At 69.2% G+C, this 18,809-nt stretch carries 19 protein-coding genes; 5 read left to right on the forward strand and 14 right to left on the reverse strand.

Annotated features, from left to right (window positions below; all coding sequences use genetic code 11):
• Window positions 1-13 precede the first annotated feature (13 nt).
• From ABZ671_RS17065 to folE, 8 genes are all read right to left on the reverse strand, one after another.
• Window positions 14-841 (reverse strand): TIM barrel protein, encoded by an 828-nt coding sequence (locus tag ABZ671_RS17065; protein WP_357858244.1) that lies wholly within the window; start codon window positions 839-841, stop codon window positions 14-16.
• 74 nt (window positions 842-915) lie between these two features.
• Window positions 916-1,623 carry a 7-cyano-7-deazaguanine synthase gene (locus tag ABZ671_RS17070; RefSeq protein ID WP_357858247.1) on the reverse strand — a complete coding sequence of 236 codons (708 nt, stop codon included), beginning with the start codon at window positions 1,621-1,623 and terminating at the stop codon, window positions 916-918.
• Window positions 1,616-2,878 (reverse strand): aminotransferase class I/II-fold pyridoxal phosphate-dependent enzyme, encoded by a 1,263-nt coding sequence (locus ABZ671_RS17075; RefSeq protein WP_357858250.1) that lies wholly within the window; start codon window positions 2,876-2,878, stop codon window positions 1,616-1,618. Before ABZ671_RS17075 ends, ABZ671_RS17070 begins: the two co-directional genes overlap by 8 nt.
• The gene (locus ABZ671_RS17080; protein ID WP_357858253.1) at window positions 2,875-3,906 is read right to left on the reverse strand and encodes a radical SAM protein; all 1,032 of its coding nucleotides are present in this window, start codon (window positions 3,904-3,906) and stop codon (window positions 2,875-2,877) included. The genes ABZ671_RS17075 and ABZ671_RS17080 overlap by 4 nt, the downstream gene beginning before the upstream one ends.
• Before the next feature lie 103 nt (window positions 3,907-4,009).
• Entirely contained in the window at window positions 4,010-4,501 is a 492-nt protein-coding gene (locus ABZ671_RS17085; protein WP_357858256.1) for a phosphoribosyltransferase family protein, read from the reverse strand.
• Window positions 4,491-5,201 carry a 7-carboxy-7-deazaguanine synthase QueE gene (locus tag ABZ671_RS17090; protein ID WP_357858259.1) on the reverse strand — a complete coding sequence of 237 codons (711 nt, stop codon included), beginning with the start codon at window positions 5,199-5,201 and terminating at the stop codon, window positions 4,491-4,493. The genes ABZ671_RS17085 and ABZ671_RS17090 overlap by 11 nt, the downstream gene beginning before the upstream one ends.
• 107 nt (window positions 5,202-5,308) lie before the next feature.
• Complete coding sequence (queD, locus tag ABZ671_RS17095; protein WP_357858262.1) at window positions 5,309-5,740, reverse strand: 6-carboxytetrahydropterin synthase QueD; 432 nt, start codon at window positions 5,738-5,740, stop codon at window positions 5,309-5,311.
• Window positions 5,737-6,360 (reverse strand): GTP cyclohydrolase I, encoded by a 624-nt coding sequence (folE, locus tag ABZ671_RS17100; protein WP_357858265.1) that lies wholly within the window; start codon window positions 6,358-6,360, stop codon window positions 5,737-5,739. Before folE ends, queD begins: the two co-directional genes overlap by 4 nt.
• A 292-nt stretch (window positions 6,361-6,652) precedes the next feature.
• Here folE and ABZ671_RS17105 point away from each other — a divergent pair, with 292 nt between their 5' ends.
• Window positions 6,653-8,158 carry a hypothetical protein gene (locus ABZ671_RS17105; RefSeq protein ID WP_357858268.1) on the forward strand — a complete coding sequence of 502 codons (1,506 nt, stop codon included), beginning with the start codon at window positions 6,653-6,655 and terminating at the stop codon, window positions 8,156-8,158.
• Between the two features lie 28 nt (window positions 8,159-8,186).
• Here ABZ671_RS17105 and ABZ671_RS17110 read toward each other — a convergent pair whose 3' ends face one another.
• Both ABZ671_RS17110 and ABZ671_RS17115 read right to left on the reverse strand, forming a co-directional pair.
• Window positions 8,187-9,068 (reverse strand): aminoglycoside phosphotransferase family protein, encoded by an 882-nt coding sequence (locus ABZ671_RS17110; protein WP_357858271.1) that lies wholly within the window; start codon window positions 9,066-9,068, stop codon window positions 8,187-8,189.
• Window positions 9,069-9,728: 660 nt separating this feature from the next.
• A complete protein-coding gene (locus ABZ671_RS17115) occupies window positions 9,729-11,114 on the reverse strand; it encodes a helix-turn-helix transcriptional regulator (RefSeq protein WP_357858274.1) in 1,386 nt (461 codons plus the stop codon).
• A 117-nt stretch (window positions 11,115-11,231) separates the two neighbouring features.
• On the opposite strand from ABZ671_RS17115, the gene ABZ671_RS17120 reads away from it, so the two are divergent.
• Window positions 11,232-11,927 carry a phytanoyl-CoA dioxygenase family protein gene (locus ABZ671_RS17120; protein ID WP_357858277.1) on the forward strand — a complete coding sequence of 232 codons (696 nt, stop codon included), beginning with the start codon at window positions 11,232-11,234 and terminating at the stop codon, window positions 11,925-11,927.
• Window positions 11,928-11,947: 20 nt separating this feature from the next.
• On the forward strand, window positions 11,948-12,433 hold the full coding sequence (locus ABZ671_RS17125; RefSeq protein WP_357858280.1) for a hypothetical protein: 486 nt from the start codon (window positions 11,948-11,950) through the stop codon (window positions 12,431-12,433).
• 79 nt (window positions 12,434-12,512) lie between these two features.
• On the opposite strand, the gene ABZ671_RS17130 is transcribed toward ABZ671_RS17125, so the two are convergent.
• The 3 genes from ABZ671_RS17130 to ABZ671_RS17140 form a co-directional block, all read right to left on the reverse strand.
• Window positions 12,513-13,763: an MFS transporter gene (locus ABZ671_RS17130; RefSeq protein WP_357858283.1), complete on the reverse strand. Its 1,251-nt coding sequence runs from the start codon at window positions 13,761-13,763 to the stop codon at window positions 12,513-12,515.
• A 644-nt stretch (window positions 13,764-14,407) separates the two neighbouring features.
• Window positions 14,408-15,118, reverse strand: coding sequence for a DUF3800 domain-containing protein (locus ABZ671_RS17135; RefSeq protein ID WP_357858353.1), 711 nt, complete (start codon window positions 15,116-15,118; stop codon window positions 14,408-14,410).
• A 567-nt stretch (window positions 15,119-15,685) separates the two neighbouring features.
• The gene (locus tag ABZ671_RS17140; protein WP_357858285.1) at window positions 15,686-16,708 is read right to left on the reverse strand and encodes a hypothetical protein; all 1,023 of its coding nucleotides are present in this window, start codon (window positions 16,706-16,708) and stop codon (window positions 15,686-15,688) included.
• A 380-nt stretch (window positions 16,709-17,088) separates the two neighbouring features.
• On the opposite strand from ABZ671_RS17140, the gene ABZ671_RS17145 reads away from it, so the two are divergent.
• Window positions 17,089-17,448, forward strand: a complete 360-nt coding sequence (locus tag ABZ671_RS17145; RefSeq protein ID WP_357858287.1) for a hypothetical protein — start codon at window positions 17,089-17,091, stop codon at window positions 17,446-17,448.
• 40 nt (window positions 17,449-17,488) lie between these two features.
• Complete coding sequence (locus ABZ671_RS17150; RefSeq protein WP_357858290.1) at window positions 17,489-17,770, forward strand: hypothetical protein; 282 nt, start codon at window positions 17,489-17,491, stop codon at window positions 17,768-17,770.
• On the opposite strand, the gene ABZ671_RS17155 is transcribed toward ABZ671_RS17150, so the two are convergent.
• Window positions 17,733-18,503, reverse strand: a complete 771-nt coding sequence (locus ABZ671_RS17155) for a hypothetical protein (RefSeq protein WP_357858293.1) — start codon at window positions 18,501-18,503, stop codon at window positions 17,733-17,735. The two genes, ABZ671_RS17150 and ABZ671_RS17155, sit on opposite strands and share 38 nt — an antisense overlap.
• Between the last annotated feature and the right edge of the window lie 306 nt (window positions 18,504-18,809).

The following is an 18,809-nucleotide window of genomic DNA, read 5'->3' on the forward strand; positions in this document are numbered from 1 at the left end:
GCTCCCGTCCGCGTCATCGGGCCGGCCGCAGGGACGTCAGCCAGTCGTAGTCGACGGCGGGGTCACGGGTCGGCTCGTACTCCAGCCCGATCCAGCCGTGGTACCCGATGTCCTGGAGTGCGGCGAAGTAGGCCGTGTAGTCCAGCGCGCCGGAGCCGGGGCGGCCGCGGCCAGGGTCGTCGGCGACCTGCACGTGCGCGATGCGGGCTGCGTGCCGGCGCAGCAGCGCGGGCACGTCCTCGCCGGAGCGGCCGTGGTGGTAGAGGTCGCACAGGACGCCGGTGTTGGTCAGGCCGGTCACGGCGTTGACCGCGTCAGCGGCCGTCACCGCCGCGTCGGCGTCGCCAAGCGGGTAGTCCGGAGCCTCCCGGAGGCTGATCGCCTCCAGAACCACGGTGGCGCCGAGCCTGTCCGCGGCGGTGGCGGCCTCGGCGAGACTTTCGAGGGCCAACTGGTCCTGATCGGCGGGATTGGCGTCGGGTTCCCGGTTGCCGTACAGCGCATTGAGGATCCGGCAGCCGGCGCGCGCGGCGAACCCGACAGCGGTGTCGATGCCAGCCCGGAACTCGTCGTGGCGGCGTGGGCTCGACAGCAGCCCCCGGTCACCGGCTCGCATGTCACCCTCAACGAAGTTCATCGCGACCAGACGCACCCCGGCGTCGTCGAGCGCCGCCGCGAACGCGTCGGTCTCCCGGTCGGTAGGCGCCGGACTGGAAAACGGCCACCAGCACTCGACGGCGTCGAAGCCGTCGGCCGCCGCAGCGGCCGGCCGGTCCAGCAGGGGCAGATGCCCGTAGAGGATGGACATGTTCGCGGCGAACCGCAGGCCGGAGACGTTCACTGCTACTCCCAAGGCGTAAGGGGTTCGTTGTATCGGTGATGCCGGCGGCATCGGTCGGTGAATGGAGCGGCGCCTCATCGAGGTGGCTCGGGGAGTGCGCCGACGGTGGCCATGGCGCGACCGAACTCCTCGACACGATGCGGCGGGTAGCCGCCGCTGGCCATCGCCGGCAGGTAGTGGGTACGGATCCGGTCCCAGGTCCACGGCGGGGAGGCGAAGTGGCCAGTGATGTCGTTGTTGGTCAGCGCTATCCACCGCCGCAAGCAGCTCGGACACCGGCCGCAGTGCGCGAACGCGTCTTCCGGCGTCGCACAGGAGAATGTCTGCAGCAGGTCGTTGACGGGGAGGCCGGCCTTGAGGTACCAGGCGACGATCTCCGATTTCGTCATGTTCCAGAACGGGCTGTCGACCCGGATCGGCCGGCCAGCGAACACGGTCAGCATCTCGCTCATCCGCGCGAACGCTTCAGGGCTCTTGTCGGCGGTATGGTCGCCCTTGACGCCCACGCACCAGACCACATCGGCGCGGAACGCGGCGAGCATCGCGAACAGCACGTTCCGGAACGGGATCAGATCCCCCTGCGGGGTGGCCCGGCGAGACAGGTCGAGCTCGTTGCTGATCTCCAGGTCCATACCGTGCACGGCAGCGAGCGCCCGCACGGTGTCGATCTCCTGCTGCCGACCGTAGTGCCCGCTATCGAAGTACAAGGTTGGAGGTTTGCCGAGGTAGTGCCAGGCAGGGTAGGAATCGAGCCCGGCGGAAAAGAGCAGGATCTCACTCATCGGTCGCTCCTTCTCGTAGGTGCCGGTGCGATGCCGGCGGCATCACCTCGTGGCCGGCCGGCGCCGGTCGACCCGGCTCCTGGGCGGGACGCTCGCGTCGACCGGCTGCCGTCGCAGGTCGCGGTTTCCACCGGCGAGCCTCCCGGGAGATCGTTTGTGCGTATTCGGTGATGCGCTGCTCGTCGTCGTGGTCGGTGAGGATGACGGCGAGGGTCCGGTCAATGACCGCAGCAGCGTGGGGGCACGGCGCGGTGATGAACGGGGCGAGCGCGGGACGCTGATCGGCGGGGATCAGACCGAACGTGCCGACGCTGTTCGGTACGCCACGGCGGGCAAGGTGTTCGCAGAACGCGCGGGGCTCGTCCAGGGTCACGGTGGCCAGGAAGCTGTAGCCGTTCCAGCCCCGACGGGCCGGGACGTCGGTCACGTCAATGCCGGGGGTACCGGTCAGCAGGTTGGCGAGCAGGCAGGCTTGGTGTCGACGGCGGGCGGCCAGCCTGTCGAAGCGGGCAAGGTTGGCGCGGGCGATGAGCGCGAGCGGCTCGGCGAGCCGGTAGTTGTAGCCGACCTCGGCGGGGAGGTCGTCTCCGGGTGGTGACGGCTGCTGGTGCGAGCGGAAGGACCGCGCGTGCTGAGCGATGTCGTCGCGGTCGGTGAGAAGGTAGCCGCCCTCTCCCGACGAGAGCACCTTGCCGTCCTTGAGGCTGAAGCAGCCGACATCGCCGGTGGTGCCGGCGAGTCGGCCGCCGGCTCGGCTGCCTTGTGCCTGGCAAGCGTCTTCCACGATGGCCAGGCCGTGCTCAGCCGCCGCGTGGGTCAGCCGGTACGGGTCGCCGGGACGGCCCCACAGATACACGGGCAGGATCGCCTTGGCCGCGGGCGTTACCTTGCGGTCGAGGTCGTCGTAGTCGAGGTCGGTGCTGGTGGGGTCGCAGTCGACGAAGACCGGCCGGGCGCCGGCGTGGATTACCGGGGCGACCGACATGATCACCGACAGCGCCGGGACGAGGACGTCGTCGCCCGGGCCGATGTGCAGTGCGCGCAGCGCGGTGTGCAGCGCCGCAGTGCCGGACGACACCGCGACCGCGTGCCGTACGCCGCTGTATGTGGCCAGCTCCCGTTCCAGCGCCGCCCCATGCACACCCCCAGCCGGGTCCGGCATCCGCGCGATCAAGCGAGCAAGGTCCGCGACAACGGCCTCCTCGACTCCGGCGGGCTCCGGCGGTGCAGCGGGGCGCAGATGGTCGGACGTCATGACGGCACGCCGGTGGGCAGGAAACGGGCGAAGCCCATCAGCGGCCACATGTTGACGCAATCGGCGGAGAACAGGTGGCAGTCGGCGCAGGCACCGCCCGGACCGAACAGCGCGGTGGCGCTCGCGTCGCGGATCGAACGGCGACCGTCACCCGCTGCGGTGGCCCGGATCTTCAACATGGAAGGGCAGTCCCAGACGCTGCCGTCGGGCTCGATGAAGAACAGGTCGGTCCCACCAAAGCAGCCGCGCACGAAGCCGGGACGCTCGGCGGTGATCGCGTCGACGACCTGGCCCGGATAGCCAGGTGCGGGAAGCCGCACCGGCGGCGCGTCGTACAGTTGCGCGAAGGCTGCGGCGAGCGCGTCGGCGTCGGACGGTGTGAGCGACAGTTGCTGGTGCAGGGCATGCTCCGGATCGAGGGCGATCGGTTGCGGCACGAAGTAGTCGCAGCCGAGCCGAGCGGCCAGGGCCGCGGTTTCGGTGACCGCGTCGATGTTCTGCCGAGTGACCACCGAGTAGACGCCAACGCGAGGCGGCCGGTCACCGCCGCGGGCGGTGATCAGGGCCTGGATGCCGGCCAGGACGTCGCGGTGGCCGTGCACGCCGTTGCGGGCTGGACGCCACCGGTCGTTGTAGCCAGCGTCGGCGGAGTCGAGCGAGACCGACACGGCGTCGACCCCGGTGGCGAGGATCGCCTCGACGAGCTCAGGCCGGTTGAGCGGGATGCCGTTCGTGCACAGCACGACCTGAACGCCGGCGGCTTTGATTTCAGCGACCACGTCCATGATCGGCGGCCAGATGAGCGGCTCGCCGCCGGCGAGGAAGATTCGCTCGACGCGCGATGTGGGCAGGGTCTGCACGAACGCGGCGATGGTGGCCAGGTCCAGGTCGCTGCGCGCCAGGTGCGACAGAATCCCGGGCTGATCCGGCATGGCTTCCCGGTGCTCCTCGATGGTGCCGAAGTAGCAGTAGCGGCAGCCGAGGTTGCACGGCGAACGTAGCGCCCATAAAAGGGAAACACCGGTCATTGCGCACCGTCCTTCCTTCCGGGTTGAGTGCCAGCTGGCGTGCTTTGGCCGCCGCGATCGGCCCTCGGCGCGTGAGTGCGCAGGGACCGGATGGCTGCCCCGTTCACGGGTGCTCCCACGGGAAGACCACCCAGCCGTCGACGACGGTCCCGATGTAGGTCAGCGCCTGCCCTGGTTCCTGCGGCCGCCGCCAGTTGCCGGCGTTGACCACGAAGATCGCGGTGCGTACCCGGGCGGCCCCGGCGGTCCGCACCAGTTCGACGGTGCGTGCGACGGTGTCGCCGCTGCCGGCGATGTCGTCGACGAGCAGCACGTCCGCGCCGGTCAGGTTGCCGAGGCTGGTCGCGTTGGCGACCTGCGGCGCGGCCGACTTCACCGCGTCGACGCAGTCGGCGGTCGTGTGCAGCACCTCCACGGCGCGCACCGTACGCACGCCGAGAGCGTGTGCGAGCAGCACGGCCGGGACGACGCCGCCGCGCAGCACGCCCACCAGGACGTCGGGAACCTTGTCGGCGCGGACCTCGTCCGCGATCCGGTCGGCGATGGCGGTGATGTCGTCCCAGCCGAGCGTCGTGGGGGTGCGGTCACCGGCCACGTTCGTCACCCCAGATCAGCACGTGCTGACGGGTGGTGAGGTTCCAGCCGTGGGCCAGTGCGACGTCGGCAAGCCACCGCATCCGGGAGATGACCACATCGACGCTGGTGCCCTCCGGGGATAGCCACACCTCCGTGAGGCCGAACTCTTGCTGGAGGCCGGCGATCTCTCGCACGTCATCGGGGCCGGTCACCACGAACTTCCACCGGACCTGTCCGCTGGCCTGCAGCTGCGTGATGACCTGCGGCTTGACCCGCTTGCCGTAGGGAACGGCAGAGCTTGCCAGTTTCAGACCGGCGTTGAAGCGCGCGCCGGCTGCGATCAGCGCGGCGTCCGGAGCGATGGTCGCGTTCGTCTCGATCTCCAAGGCCTTGCCGGAGGCGGACGCAAGCCGGGCGAGGTCGGTGACGATGCCGGAGTGCAGCAGCGGTTCGCCACCGGAGACGACGATCAGATCCACCGGCGCCAGGCCCGGGTTGCCGGTGGCCGGGTCGAGCCGCACCAGCTCGTCCCAGATCTCGGCGGCGCTCATCGCCGGCGCGGCCTGCAGGTCGTGCTTGGCCGTGTTCCACGTGTACTCGGTGTCACAGACCATCGCGCCGACGGCGGCCGCGTCCGCCGTGCGAGGCATACCTGGATATCCGCAAGTCAGATTGCATCTCATGAGGCGCACGAAAAGGGCTCGGCGGCCGAGGTTCACCCCTTCCCCCTGGAACGAGTAGAAGAGCTCGGCGACGGCAACCCGCGCGCCGGGCCTGCCGGTCGTGGCGGTGACTTCGGTGGACAACGTCATGGCTCCTTTCCCGGTCAGGGGATGTTCTGGCGGTACTCCGCCCAGCTGGTAGCGGTTTCGCGTACCCGAACGGCATCGACAACCACGCCATCCGGCAGGGCAAGGTGGGTCGCGCACCAGTCGAACAGCGCCCGGGCCAGGTTCTCGCTGGTCGGCTCCACGTCAACGACGTCGTTGAGGAACCGGTGGTCGAACTCGCCGTCCAGATGCCGTTTCAGCAGATCGAGCTCCGCAAAATCGACCACGAAGCCGGGCCCGGTCAGCCGCCTCGATGCGAGCGTGACTTCCACGGTGTACCCGTGCCCGTGCAGCCGGCCGCACTTGTGTCCTTCGGGCAGCCCACTTAACTGGTGCGCCGCCTCGAACATGAACGATTTATGGATGCGGTAGATCCCCGGCCCGATGGCCGTGACGGGGCCCGAGCCGGCCGACGCAGGCCCGCTCATGCGGTCCTGCCCGACCGAACGGCCAGCTGGAGAAACTCGGTGCGCGCATTGTGGTCTTGCTGCAGCCGACCGCGAGTGGCGACCGTAAGCGTGTCCGCGCCGACCGCGCGGACACCTCGGCGAGTCATGCACAAGTGCTCGGCCACGAGCACCACGCCGACGCCGTCGCATGCCAACTGCGCTTCCAGGAACCCGGCGATCTGCTGCCCGAGGTTCTCCTGCACCTGCAGTCGGGCGGCGAACATCTCCACCGTCCGGGCAATCTTCGACAGACCGGGCAGCAGATCGCCGGGGTAGAAACCGACGTGCGCGTGACCAGAGAACGGCAGCAGATGGTGGGCGCACAGCGACGTGAACGCGATGCCGCGCGTCAGGACCAGATCGTGGTGGCCCTCGTCGTTCGGGAACGTCGTGAACGTCCACGATTGGGGAGTAAGCAACTGCACCAGGGCGTCGGTCATGCGGCGCGGGGTGTTACGGCCGACCTCGGTGTCGGCGGGAACGCCGAGCGCTCGCAGCAAGTGCATCACCGCTTGTTCGGCCTGCTTCCGATCGAGCGCGTCCGCGCCAGCAAGCACGGTATGGACTGGACCGTCGAGGTCGGGGAGGGTGGCTGTCACCGGGTCTCCTTCGGGGTGAGCTCGGACGTCCGGACTGCCGCGTGCGATGCCGAACCGGAACCGCCGCGTGCGTGAGCCCAACGGGTGCTGGCTTTGCGGTTTGCGGTAGCGGCGTGCGCCGTGTCGGTTCCCGTTCGCAGAGGTCAATCGGCCGACGAGTCCTGCAAGGCCAGCAGGCCGTGCGGCGGTGGATCCCTCGGCCGTTCAGTCGCGGCGGCCGTGTGACTGAGCGTGGCACCGGGCCTACCGGGTCGGCCAGACCGTCAAGAGTGCTCAGGAAGGTGCGTGAAAGGTGCGTTTGCCCGCTGTCGATGTCTTCGCCGGTACTCTGTGGACGATCAGCGCCGATGACCCGAGGTATGTGAGGGACAACGTCATGAGGATGCCTTCACGTATCGTCAACCCGGTCCTGGCGGTGTTGCTCAACGGCAGTGGGTACACCTCGCTCGACGAGTTCGCTGCGGCGGTCAACGCTCTCGGCAACCACGAACACGGCCTCCACCTGTCCTACGACCATGTGGGCGTGAAACGGTGGCTGTCCGGCGGGGCATGCCGGCAGCCGGAAGTGGTCGCCGAGGTGCTGTCCCAAGCCTGGGGCGTTGATATCCCGGTCGCGGTGATCTGGCCTCAGTCACGTGGCGGTGGCGTTCCAGCCGCACCGCACCTTGTTCCCTGCGTGGCCCCTCGTACGCTTGATGAGCTGGCCGCCTACATCGGGAGCGACATGCTGACCAGGCGCGCACTTCTGACCGACGCGATCGCCTTCACTGCGGGTGAGGCGCTGACCGACCCGTTATTGCGCTGGCTCACCGGGCCCGCAGGGCGGCTACCGGATCGCTCCACGCCGGCAGCCCACCGCCTGACCATGTCGACCGTCGCGAGAATCGAGGCTGCCACCGCCGCGTTCGGCGCCCAAGATGCGGCGATCGGCGGCGGCCTGAGCCGCGAGGCCGCGGTTGGACAGCTCAAACACGCCGTCGACCTGCTGCGTGAAACGTCATACACCGACGCGGTAGGCAACCGGATGCTCGCTGCCGTTGCCGAGCTTGCCGGAATGGCCGGCTGGATGAGCCACGATGTGCAGATGGCCGGCCCCGCCCAGCGGTACTTCACCCTCGGACTGCAGGCGGCCCGCGAATCCACCGATCGGCGATCGGCACTGCTGCAGGTCAGCCTCCTCGCAGACATGGCCCGGCAGATGCGCGACCTTGGACACCCAGCGACCGGACTGCAGCTGGTCGACGCAGCCCTGGCGCTGCTGCCGCGTGGACGGCATCCCGCCGCCGCAGCGATGCTGTGGAACCTGCGTGCCCGGATGCTCGGCCCGTTCGGACCCTCCTCGATCATCGAACTCAAGCACGCAATCCGGCTGGCCGAAGATCTGCTCGCCGACGCGGACCCCGACGATGACGATCTGCTGGCATACACCGGCCGCGCCGAACTCGCCGGCAACGCGGCCCTCGCATGGCAGGACGCGGCCGTTCATCACCCGGATCTCGCCGCACACGCAGAAGAACAAGCCCTCGCCGCGCTCAATGCACGTCCGCCCGGCTACTCCCGCTCAACCGTCTTTGACCAGATCTGCATCAGCGCAGCCCGGTTCACCGGCATCGATCCGGACCAAGCAGCCGCCGACGGCCACCAGGCGATCGACATGGCCGCCGAGGTCGCCACCTCCGCGCGCGTGCTCGACAGGCTCAGCTCACTGCTGACCCACTCCGCGCCGCACGCCACCCGGCCTGCGGTCCGGGCATTCCGGGAACGGCTGACGGTCACCCTCCGCACCGCAGCTGCCTGACCACACCCCGCGCGCTGCTGTTGCCCGTTTACCCGACCGCTGACCAGCGGGCGGTGCGGTCACCCGCGCGCAGCGACGCGATCCGCAGCACAGCCTCGCGCGCGTGCGGCGGGGAGGAGGGCGCGCGGCGGATATGCGCGGCAACCGACCGCAACTCGTAGATGTCCCGAAGGATTCCCCAGCCGGAGTCCGCGGTCGGGTCAGCGCCGTACGCGGCGAGCAGCTGGGTCAGCAACTGCGGCGATCCACCAAACCGTTCTTCCGCGGCACCCGGCACCAAATCCCACTCACGGGGCGCGGTCGCGGCGTTATCCCAATCAGCAACCAACGGGCCGGTGCGGGCCGAGATGACGTTGCCCAACTGTGCGTCACCGTGCACCAGACCGGTTCCCAGTCGGAACCCGACCGCGTCGAGACCACGCTGCAGCTCGACAACCCTCGCGTCGATCCATCGCCGGTCGGAGGCGCTCAGCCAACTGCTGGCACCAACGGCCTCAGTGAGCCGGTCCAGAGGACGGAACACCGGGAGGATAAACGGCGGCCGCAGGGTATGTAGCCATCGCAACAGCCGGCCCAGTTCTGCGCTCGTAACCGGTTGCGGAGCCGGCCCGATGTCGGCCTGTTCCCAGAATGTGACCGGGGCAGCGTCCTCCCGATCGCTATCGACGACGACCGGCTGCTCGATCCCCGCGACCGGCACCACGCTCGGGAAGCCCTCGCCCACCAGCCAGCGGGTCACCTCGACCGCCCGCATTGCCCGTCCCACAGCATCGGCGCCTCGGCCGACACGCACGATGATGCGAGCCCGGGGCAGAAGAAACACCGCGTTGCTATGGACACGGATCAGGCGCAGCCCGCCAGCGTCGAGGCCCGCCATATGGCACGCTGCCCGCGCCTGCTTCTCGGTCATGCGCTACCGGGCCGAGCAATCGTTGGCCGGCGCGTCCTCACGCTGCTCACCGCCTTCATTCGACTCGGACGCTGACCGGTCTACGGTATCGATGAGTTTGTGCCAGCCGATTTTGGGTTGCCGGTGCTGATGCCGCCGGCATCACTGCCGGGCTGTGCCCTCTCGGCTGGCACCGAGAATGGATAGTGCATCAACTAACTCGTCCTGGCCCGGGTGCTGATGCTGCCGGCATCGCCGTCCTGAGGCGGCAGTACACCGGTTGCGTACCGTTTACCGAGCCTGGCTGCCGGGCCAACTCGTCGGCTCTACTGCCTCTCGCGGCCAGTCGGGACGTTATGGCGGGTCAGGCTGGTGATGAGAGGGGTGCTGCGTTGTCTGTTATGGCATGTACTGCTCCGGGAACGCTGGCAACGGGCTGCGGACGTGCTGCCTCAGGCAGTCGGGTTCCGCCCCTGGGGAGCCAAGCCCACAACGACGCCGGGGGCGATGGCTCCAGCGGCGCGCGGCGCTTCAAAATCGATAAGGTGGAACTGATGCCGGCGGCATCGACTCGACGAGAAATCCCGCCCCCGAACAGAGCCGTCCGCCGGCCCCGGTTTGTAAACGATCTCGGACTCAGCTGCACAGTTTGCCCTTGATTTGCGTCCTCGACGGAGGACGTCAACCACCGAAAGCGGTGACAGCCTCGTGCAGCTCCTGCCTGACCGACAGGCTACGCCAACGCCGAGCCAGTGTGCTGTCGAGCATGCGGAGTTCTTGACCGATCCGGGCTGAGCCGGTGAACCGGCCAGCTGCGGCGCTGCGCAGTCCGAGGTTGATTGCCCGGTCTGGTTCTGGTTCCTTTGTTGCTAGCACGGTGTTGGCGAGTTTGGCGAGTAGGTGGCTGTGATCGCGCTGGAGGTGGGTGCCTGTTGCTCGGATTTTGCGTTCGAGGATCTGGACGGCGGTCTCGGCCTGCCCGCAGGCGCGGTAGCCGCTGGCCGCTTGCTCCTCCAGCACGTCCAGGTTGTATTGTTGTAGGTAGACGGGTGCGGCCGGGTCGTCGTCGGCGGGGTGGTCGCGAAGCAGCGTCGCGGCGGTTTCGAGGGCCTGTTGGAAGCGGTGTGCGTCGTGGTAGAGCGCCCAGCCTCGGGCTTCCTGTTGCGCGGCGAGCGCGTGGAGGCGGGGGCTTACGGCGCCGGGCACCTTCCGGGCTGCGGCGGCGAGTTCGATCACTTCGCGGGCGTCGTGGTTCAGTAGCGCGATGTTGCTCTTGCGGATGAGTAGGTAGGCCACCATCGGGTAGTCGCCGGTGGCTTGTGCCCACTGTGATGCCCGATCGGACCAGTACATCGCCGCAGTAGTGTCGCCGAGGTCCTGGTGCAGCCAGCCGGCGAACTCGGCGTATTGGGCGAGCAGGCGCAGCAGCAGCTCGGTCGTGCCCGGGGCTGCGGTGCGGCGCAGTCGGTCGAGGACCTGGAGCTGCGCGAGCGTGGTGTCCACCAGTTGCCGAGGGCCGAGCATCCTGTCCGCAGTGAAGTGCTCATTGAGCAGACGCGCGAAATATCCGAGCACCTGCGGGTCGACCTGGTGCTGGCCGTCGAGCACCTTGGAGATCCGCTCGGCCTGGTCGGTGTCGGTGACACCAGCGGGCAGCACGGTACGCAGTGCGCCGCTGGCGAGGAGCTGTGCGAACTGGCGCCGGGATAGAGCCACCCGTACCGTCCTTCCGTCCGGTGTCCACAGGTCCATGGTCACGCTATCGCTGTGGCCATCATTGACGTGCAGGCCGGCGAGCGGAAGGGCCGGACGGCCCGCCGGGGCCGCCTCGCTTTTGGGCGTCAAGGACCGCAGGGTCGTCAGCAGGCCGCCGGCGTTCACCGCTGTGTCGATGGCCTTGGTCAGCTCGGGCGAGGGCAGGTGCTCGCCGCGCTCGACGCGGCTGAGCCGGCTGAAGTCGTAACAGGCCTTCGTGCTGAGGGCCCGCAGGCTCATGCCCGCGTCGGTACGCAGGCGGCGCAGCGCGACTCCGAAAACGTGCCGTAGGGCGTCGCCATCGAGGTCCACCCGATGCCTCCCGGAATCCGTTGTCATCGATGTTGCCGCAACACCCGCCCCCTTCTCAATCGGTACGCGCCGGATGACGCTGAGTGTGCCCTGATGGACGTCCACCGGGAGGCACCGATGGGACTCGAAAACTCCAACGCGGCCACCGCACTGGCCAGCCCGCTCGGCGAGGACGGATGGCAGACGGGGCTGCACTGGGGCACTGCGGCGCAGGCCGCCGGGCTCGCCGGGCAGCTCGCCGGACGCGGCGAGGTGGTCCCGAGGCCGTACGAAACCCTGCCAGAGATCAGCGTGCTGGTCCGCGCGCCCGCGATCGTCGCCGCCGTGGCCGACGTGATCGGCCCGGAGATCGCGCTGGAGGGCGGATTCCTGCTGAGCAAGCCCCCCGGCGGGGACTTCCGCGTGCCGTGGCATCAGGACGGTGTCAACGACCGGATCGAGCTGGATCCGACCCGGTCGGTGACGGTGTGGGCAGCGCTGACCGACGCGACCGCCGCCAGCGGTGCGCTGGAGGTCGTACCCGGCTCCTGGCGTGCCGGATACCTGCCCTACCGCCGCGAGGACACCACGGGCGGGCAACGAGGCCGCGCCCTGCACACCGACGTGCCCCCGGACAGCCCCGACCCGGTGCTCGTGCCCGTCAACGCCGGACAGGCACTGCTGATGGACGTCCGGCTGCTACACCGCAGCGGCTCGAACACCACCAGCGGCCACCGGGTCGGCCTGAACCTGCGGTACGTCGCCCCCGGGGCGGTCACCATCCGCTCCGGACCATCCCCCAGCCTGCACCCGGTCGCCGGGGCCAGCTGGTAACCCCCATCAAGGAGGACGGCATGACCACCAGGAGCGTGCTCGACCTGATCAAGGCCGGCGAACAGCCCGTCACCCGCATCCGGGTCCTCATCGGCGAGAGCGACGACCCCGAGCGCCGTGGCGACAAGAAGGTCGTCGCGTTCAGCGACTGCCGCTACTACTGCCCCGACTGGGCCACGTTGGAGAAGTGCGTCGCCGCCATCAAGGACTCCGACGACCGGCTGCGAGCCCGCCCCGAAGAACTGATGCTCTGGGACTGGGACAGCACGTGGTTGCAGCTCGACAACCCGACCAACCCGACTGAGGGCGGCGGCACGATCTTCCTCGGCGTCGCCTGGTACAGCCAGGAGTTCTTCGACGACCGCGCCGGCGCCTGGTTCGGCTACATGCACCAGCGCATCTACAAGCAGATCGGCGTCCCGCTGGAGGAGATCTCCGTCCAGCACTTCCTGACCGCCGAGAAAGCCGCCTGGAAGCCCGAGCTGGAGACCGCCACCGCCCAGTGAACCCGTCCGGGACCACGTCCGGCCGCGACCGTCGAGCCCCGCCCTGCCGCAGGGCGGGGCTCGACCCCTCCCGCCTGACTCACCGTTCGGCAGCCACGAGAACCCGCTCGGGCGCGGCAGCGACCGCCACGGTGACCCGCCGGCCCGCGATCCCCGCCACAGCAGCGGCCACGATCAGGAACCCCCCAGCCCCGGCGAACGCCACCGCCGGGGCGGCATCGACCACCAGCGGCAGAGTCAACATCCCCACGGTCCCGGCGGACCGGATCACCGTCTGGTCCACCGTAAGCAGCCGCAGCCGCTCCGGTCGGTCAAACTGTGCCAACCGGGTCCGCAGCGTCACCGCCGCAGCCGGGGTAGCCAGCCCGGACATGAACCCGAACCCGAGCACCACCGGCAGGGAGGGCGCCGCGCTGATCCCGATCAACGCCAACCCAGTTACCACCCACGCCGCGCAGTACGTCATCAACCAGCGGACCGCACGGAGACTCCCGATTAGCAGGTTGCCAGTCAGCGCGCCCGCGCCGATCGCGGCCAGGACCAACCCGTACCCGGCGGCGCCCTGCCCGAGCCGGACGGCCAGTACCGCAGGCAGCCCCACCGCGGACACTGCCGCCACGAACAGGCCTGCGCCGTGCAGGCCGATCGCGACGCGCACGTCCGGGTGCCGGCGCAGCACCGGCCCTGCGGCGACCACGCGCGGCCGATCGATCGCCACCGGGCCGAGCGAAGCGGCGACGGCCGCGCGGCGGGTGTGCGAACGCAGCCACCACAACGCGATCGCGGAGACGAGGAACGTGGCGCCGTCGACCGCGAACAACTGCACGTCGGACACCACGAGCAGGATCAGACCAACGCAACCAGGCCCAGCAATCGCCGCGAGCCGTGTGGTCAGATCCAGCAGCGCCGTCACCTGCCGCACCTGGCCCGGCTCTACCAGGCCGGGGACCAGGCCGGCGAGGTTGGGGTCGAACACCGCGCCGAGCGTGCCGAGCACGCCCACCAACACGAGCAGCACGACCATCCCTCCACGGTCCGGCGACCACAACAGCGGGACCGCGAACACGACTGCCGCCCTCGCCACGTCGAGCCAACCCAGGGCGCCGAAAGACGCGAACCAAGGGACCAGCCGACGACCGAACGTCCCGATCACGATGTAGGGGACGGACTCGACGACCGCGACCAGGCCCATCAGAGCCGCCGAGCCGGTCGAGGCGTAGACAACCCACATCACCGCCAGCCCGTACAACCGGTCGCCGAGAACGCTGAGCGCGGCCGAGGACCACAGCACCAGCACCGGCCGTCGCCTCAGCAGCCCCAGATAGCCCACGCCGCCAACACCTCCGCAACATCAAGGGACCACCGAGCCGTACACGAGACCTGCGGTTAGCCACAGCCCTGGCCGCAGCCACCGCGGCAACCTAGACCACCGCACCCGCCCGGCGAGACTCGACACGCCTGAGAGGCCTCACCGGGATATCGGACTGCCGGCCACGTGTGTCCTACGACCGGACGTGCTCCGGGGCTTGTGTCGGCCCGGCCGCCGGGCGGCCCGCCACCACCCGGTGGCGGCAAGTGTGATGCCGGCGGCATCACGTGGCCAGGTCACCGCGGCGGCGTCGCAGGTCGCCCCGGCGAGGGTGGCTGACGCTCCCAGATGAAGGGGACGCAGCGAGAGCCGGGCCGGCGGTGCCCGAAACTTACCCGACAGCCGGTCCGGCCGCAGGGTGGCCCACGACCGGGCCGGTGGCGGCTGGCGTGATGCCGGCGGCATCGTGTCGTCGGTTCACCGCACCGGCATCGCGGGTGACTTCGGTGTCGGGTATCTGCTCAGCTGGGCGCAGATACGCGGCGGTCCTGCGGACTTTGTGTGTGACCCACAAACTCCTGCTAACCTGGAGGTCGCAGGACGCCCTTCGAGGCTCCCGCGCCCGCCTTGAGGCCCGCTCACGCGGGCCTCTCGTGCTTCCAGGGTCAGTGCTGGTAGGCCATCGGATTCCAGCAGTGCGAGTGATAACGGCGCGGCTCAACCAGCGCCCACAGCTGCTCGTTCACTGTGGCAGCCCGGGGGTCGCTACCCGAAACATCGAGCCGCTGGAACAGGAATGTCACCAGGTCCACCGCCTGTACCAGGCGGCTCGCGTGCGATGGCGCGAAATGCAGCGTGTCGACAATCCGGCTCAGCTTCCGCGACCGGTACCCGCCTGTGCCCGACACCCGATACCGGTCGAGGTCAGCCCGGTGAGCGGCTTGATCGTGGACCTCATCGGCGATGACCAGCGCGTATTCTTCCCGCGAAGCGGCGTACCCGTCGACCCGCTCCAGCACGTGCGACAGCACCACCTCGTGCGCTGGCCGAGGATGTGTGTACCGCGTGACCAGTTGCTCCCGCATGACCCCGCGCAGGATGATCGCCACCTCTTTTTGGGCGCCGATCGCCGCCATCGCTGCCCTGTAGACCGCAATTCGCGCCCGAGGCGGCACACCCCGCCACCCCTTGCGGCCATGGAAGATGTCGTAGCCGTGCAGCTCGATGTCGATCGGCACGCCGTAGGTCTTCACGGCGTCGGCCACCACCTCGTCGAGGGCCTCGCTCAGCGGCATCGCCGCGGCCTCGGGCACCATCAGCGCCCCGATCCAATAGACGCGGGCTGTGAAGGACTCGTCGACGTAGGTGAGCAACACCAGGCGAGGGTACGACCGGGTGCGGACAGCCGGACAGCCACTGCGCGGGTGTGTCTTGGTGCGCGCGGGACGAAAGCTCTCCGACCGGGCATGGCGGGCCAACGCTTGCGGTGGAAGGACCTCGTCCCCTACAACCCCAACAAGCTCGTGTTTATCCATGCCGGAGGGATCACTTCCAGCCGAGACGCGCTGGCGCTGATCGCGCAGTGGCGAGTGCTGGCGGTGATGCCGCCGGCATCAGGCACGTCGTTGCAACCCTGTGCGACGAGCGGTGTCCGCTTTGCGGCTTACTCCGGCAGGACGCAGGCTGTCGCAGTAAGGATTACACCGCCTTCCAACAATTCATCCAGCAACTCGTGGGCGGCATCGATCCGGTCGTCCGCGCTGGCCAGGCCCCATGGCGCCAGCGAGCATCCAGCCGGCACCGGCGGCGAGCGCCGCACTGGAGACCCGCCAACTGGTGGTTGCGCCGCCACACCCCAATCGTCCGCAGGATCGCCCCGATATCCGGCAAGGCGAAGAGGCTGGAGCGGGGGGCAGCCGGGTGTGACCGATGGGCGAATCGGGCTATGCCTTGCCTGGCTCGTGCGTCTGAGTCTGACGGGGTAGCTGGTTCGCGTGCTCGGCGTCCCACTCGGCGAGGACTTTCGTGACGAGATGGTCGATGACAGGCCGGATCGCCTCGTCCGGGACGTCCTTGATGTCGAGCCGGGCGATCGCAGCCTCGTACATCGCCCGCAAACGCGTCTCCCGGTCGTCCGGCGCGTCGTCGGGTCCGACACGAGACAGGTCTGCGTGCATCTCCTCGGCCTGCTTCAGGGTGGTTACGAGGTCGGCAAGTCGCAGTCTTCGTGCCATCCCCTTGCTGATGGTGACCAGCAACGGCGGAAGTACTCGCTTGGCGTGCCCCTCGGTGTACCGGACGAACAGCTCCGCCGGCTCCGCGATCTGGTTCGCGAGGGCTCCCGCCAGCAGACCGACGCAGGCGTCGGTCAGCCGAACCGGCGCTCGGCGAGCCCACGAGTTCGCGGGCTTGGTCGAGTAGCGGTAGTCGGCCGTGAGATGCCGCAGCAGTGCCGAACTGCTCGCGTGGGTGAAGTACTGCGACGCCGGCCGGTACGCCATGTCGTACAGGTGGATCGCGAGCGTGGTGCCGGTCCGGGAGTCGATCTGCTCGGTCATCGACCGTACGTCGGGAAGTTTTCGCGGCTCGCCGAGAGCACGTACCGCCTCTCGGATCACCGATTCGGGGATGATTCCGGCGCTCGATACGAAGGTCAGCAACGCCGGCGCGACCTTGATCTCGGATTCGCGGAACTTGCGGACGGCGTTGGAGTCGTGCAGGCACCACAGCCCGACGATGCAGGTTTCCATCGCGGTGCGCGCCAGCAGCGCGGCCGACTCCCGCTGATGGGTCTGCACCGCCCGGTGCGTCGCGCGCTGCAACGCCAGCAGCCTCAGCAACGCCAACCGGGCGTAGCCTTCGCCGGTGACTGCCGCTTCGTCACGCGGCCACGGCTCGCGGGTGGCGAGGGCGCGGGCACGGCGCCGGACCTGCACGCGCCGGGGCAGGTCGGGGTAGGGCAGCACACCACGAAGGACGATACGGGCGAGCGTAAGCAAGGCGGCTTTCACGGTCCGGAATCATCGCAGGTCTTCTCGCCTTCGACCTTTGGTTTCCCACTGTGGACGCGGGATGGCCGCTGGGGGTGGTGCCGGCGGCATCAGGCTCGACGGGGTAGAGCAGCGCGGCTGCCTCTCCGGCTGCGGGTGTGTGGCGTCGACGTGGCTGATCCGCCCTCGGGTGAGCGTGCGCCCGCGGCGGCCGGGCACGCGCGACGGTAGCCGGACAACGGAGCCTCCGTGGTGTTCACTGATCTGCGCTACGCAACGGAGCGGCGCGGCAGGTTAGCTGATCCGCTGCCGCTCCGAACCGATCTCACTTGGCGCTTTCCGGGAGGTAATGCTCGATGAACAGCCCCATCCAGGTCGAAGACGGTCTGCTGCTCTGCCCGATCTGCCGCTGCGACACCACTCACCTGGAAATCGTCCGGGTGGCCGCGCGGCAAGAGGACGAGAGGCCGAACGAGATCGTCGTCAACGCGCTCACCGGGCAGATCAACACTCACGGCCAGGAGCCCGCGCCGGCCGGACCGGCCAGGGGCGTAGGGCGCCGGCAGCGCATCGCCGTCACCGGCTTCTGCGAGGAGGTCGGGCACCGCTTCGCGATCGTCTTCACTCAGCACAAGGGCGGGACGTTCGTCGAGGTCGTCTCGCCGATTCCCCACGAGGTCGAGGGCGTCCCGGATCCGGACCTGCCTCGGACATGACGATCGATTAGGACACCGTGGGCGCGGCGGTCCCGGTTCGGTGGATCTGATACCAGGCGGAGGCGTTGACCTGCCCGGCATCAGATCCGCCGAGTCGATCGGGGTGTCGGCTGGCTCAGCGAACCTGATGCTCGATGGCGGCGACATCCTCGGCACGGGCGGCGAGGTGCGCGGTGGTGTCGCGCAGGGCGGCGGCGGTGGTGGCGAGGTCGGCCGCCGTGGCGCCGACCCGGTCGACGGCGCGGGTGACGGGGCCGGCGCGGTGGTGGTCTCGGCGTGGGCGGTCATGCGGTGGCGGTGGCGGCGGCTGGGGCGTCGGTGACGTGGACGATGACGGCCGGTCCGTCGAGCCATTGCAGGCTGATGACCTGCCAGTGGGCGTCTGCACCCTGGTAGCCGCTGCCGCGCATGGTCAGCACTTTGCCCTCGGCGGGCACGGTGGCCCGGGGGACGTCGTCCCAGACGGTCCGGACGGTGTGTGGCGTGAGCGTGTCGTGGTGAAAGTAGACGTCGACCGGCCCGTCTGCCTCGTGGCGCTGCTGGTCTGCGGTCACCTGGGCGAGGAATCCGGCGAGGGTGATCGTGGGCTGCCCGGCTGGCTGGTCGGTGGTGGCGGCCGAGGCGTCGAGGTGGCGGATGAGGGCGAGCGGGGAGCCGCCGAACTGCTCGCGCACCCGTTGCTGGATGGCGCGTACGTCGTGGCCGGGCAGGAAGTCCCGATCGCTCATTCCGCCGCACTCGCACGCGCAGGGCCGCGCAAGAAGGTCTAGTTCACCGTCGAGGTCGCAGTAGCCGACGGGGTTCTGGCTGCCGTTGGTCACCGGGTCGGGCTGGTCCAGGTACCTGTCACGCATCGGGTGGCCGGCGGGCAGGACCTGGCCCTCGAAGGCGGTGCGTTCGCCGCTGGGCGTGGTGTGGGCGGTGATGCCGGTGATCTCGGCGACGGCGCGGACCACACCCTCGCCGACGACGAGCAGGAACCGTTGCCGGCGGGCCCGTTCGGCGTTGACCTTCCACACCCCCCGACCCGAAGTCCATGCCTCATCTTCTGTCATCCGGGGGAAGAATCCGATGTACCCACGACCGAGGGGGTCGCATGCCACAGTCTCATACCCGCCAAGCTTCACCCGAATAGCCATGTCACCCTCCTAGCAACGCACACCGGACTATCAACGCGGCAAGTTGAACACACGCAGCCGGTCAAGTACAGATGCTTCGGTGACTTTCCAAATCGGGCAGGAAAAGTATCGGAGCGGGTTCTGCCAGGGCGCGTCCGAGCTAGGTCCGGGAAGGGAAGATTCCCGGACCTTACTCATCCGTACGGGCCTGCCCCCGCCACCAGGCATGCCCCAACATCGACC

The organism is Micromonospora sp. NPDC006766 (assembly GCF_040636055.1).
Lineage (GTDB): Bacteria > Actinomycetota > Actinomycetes > Mycobacteriales > Micromonosporaceae > Micromonospora.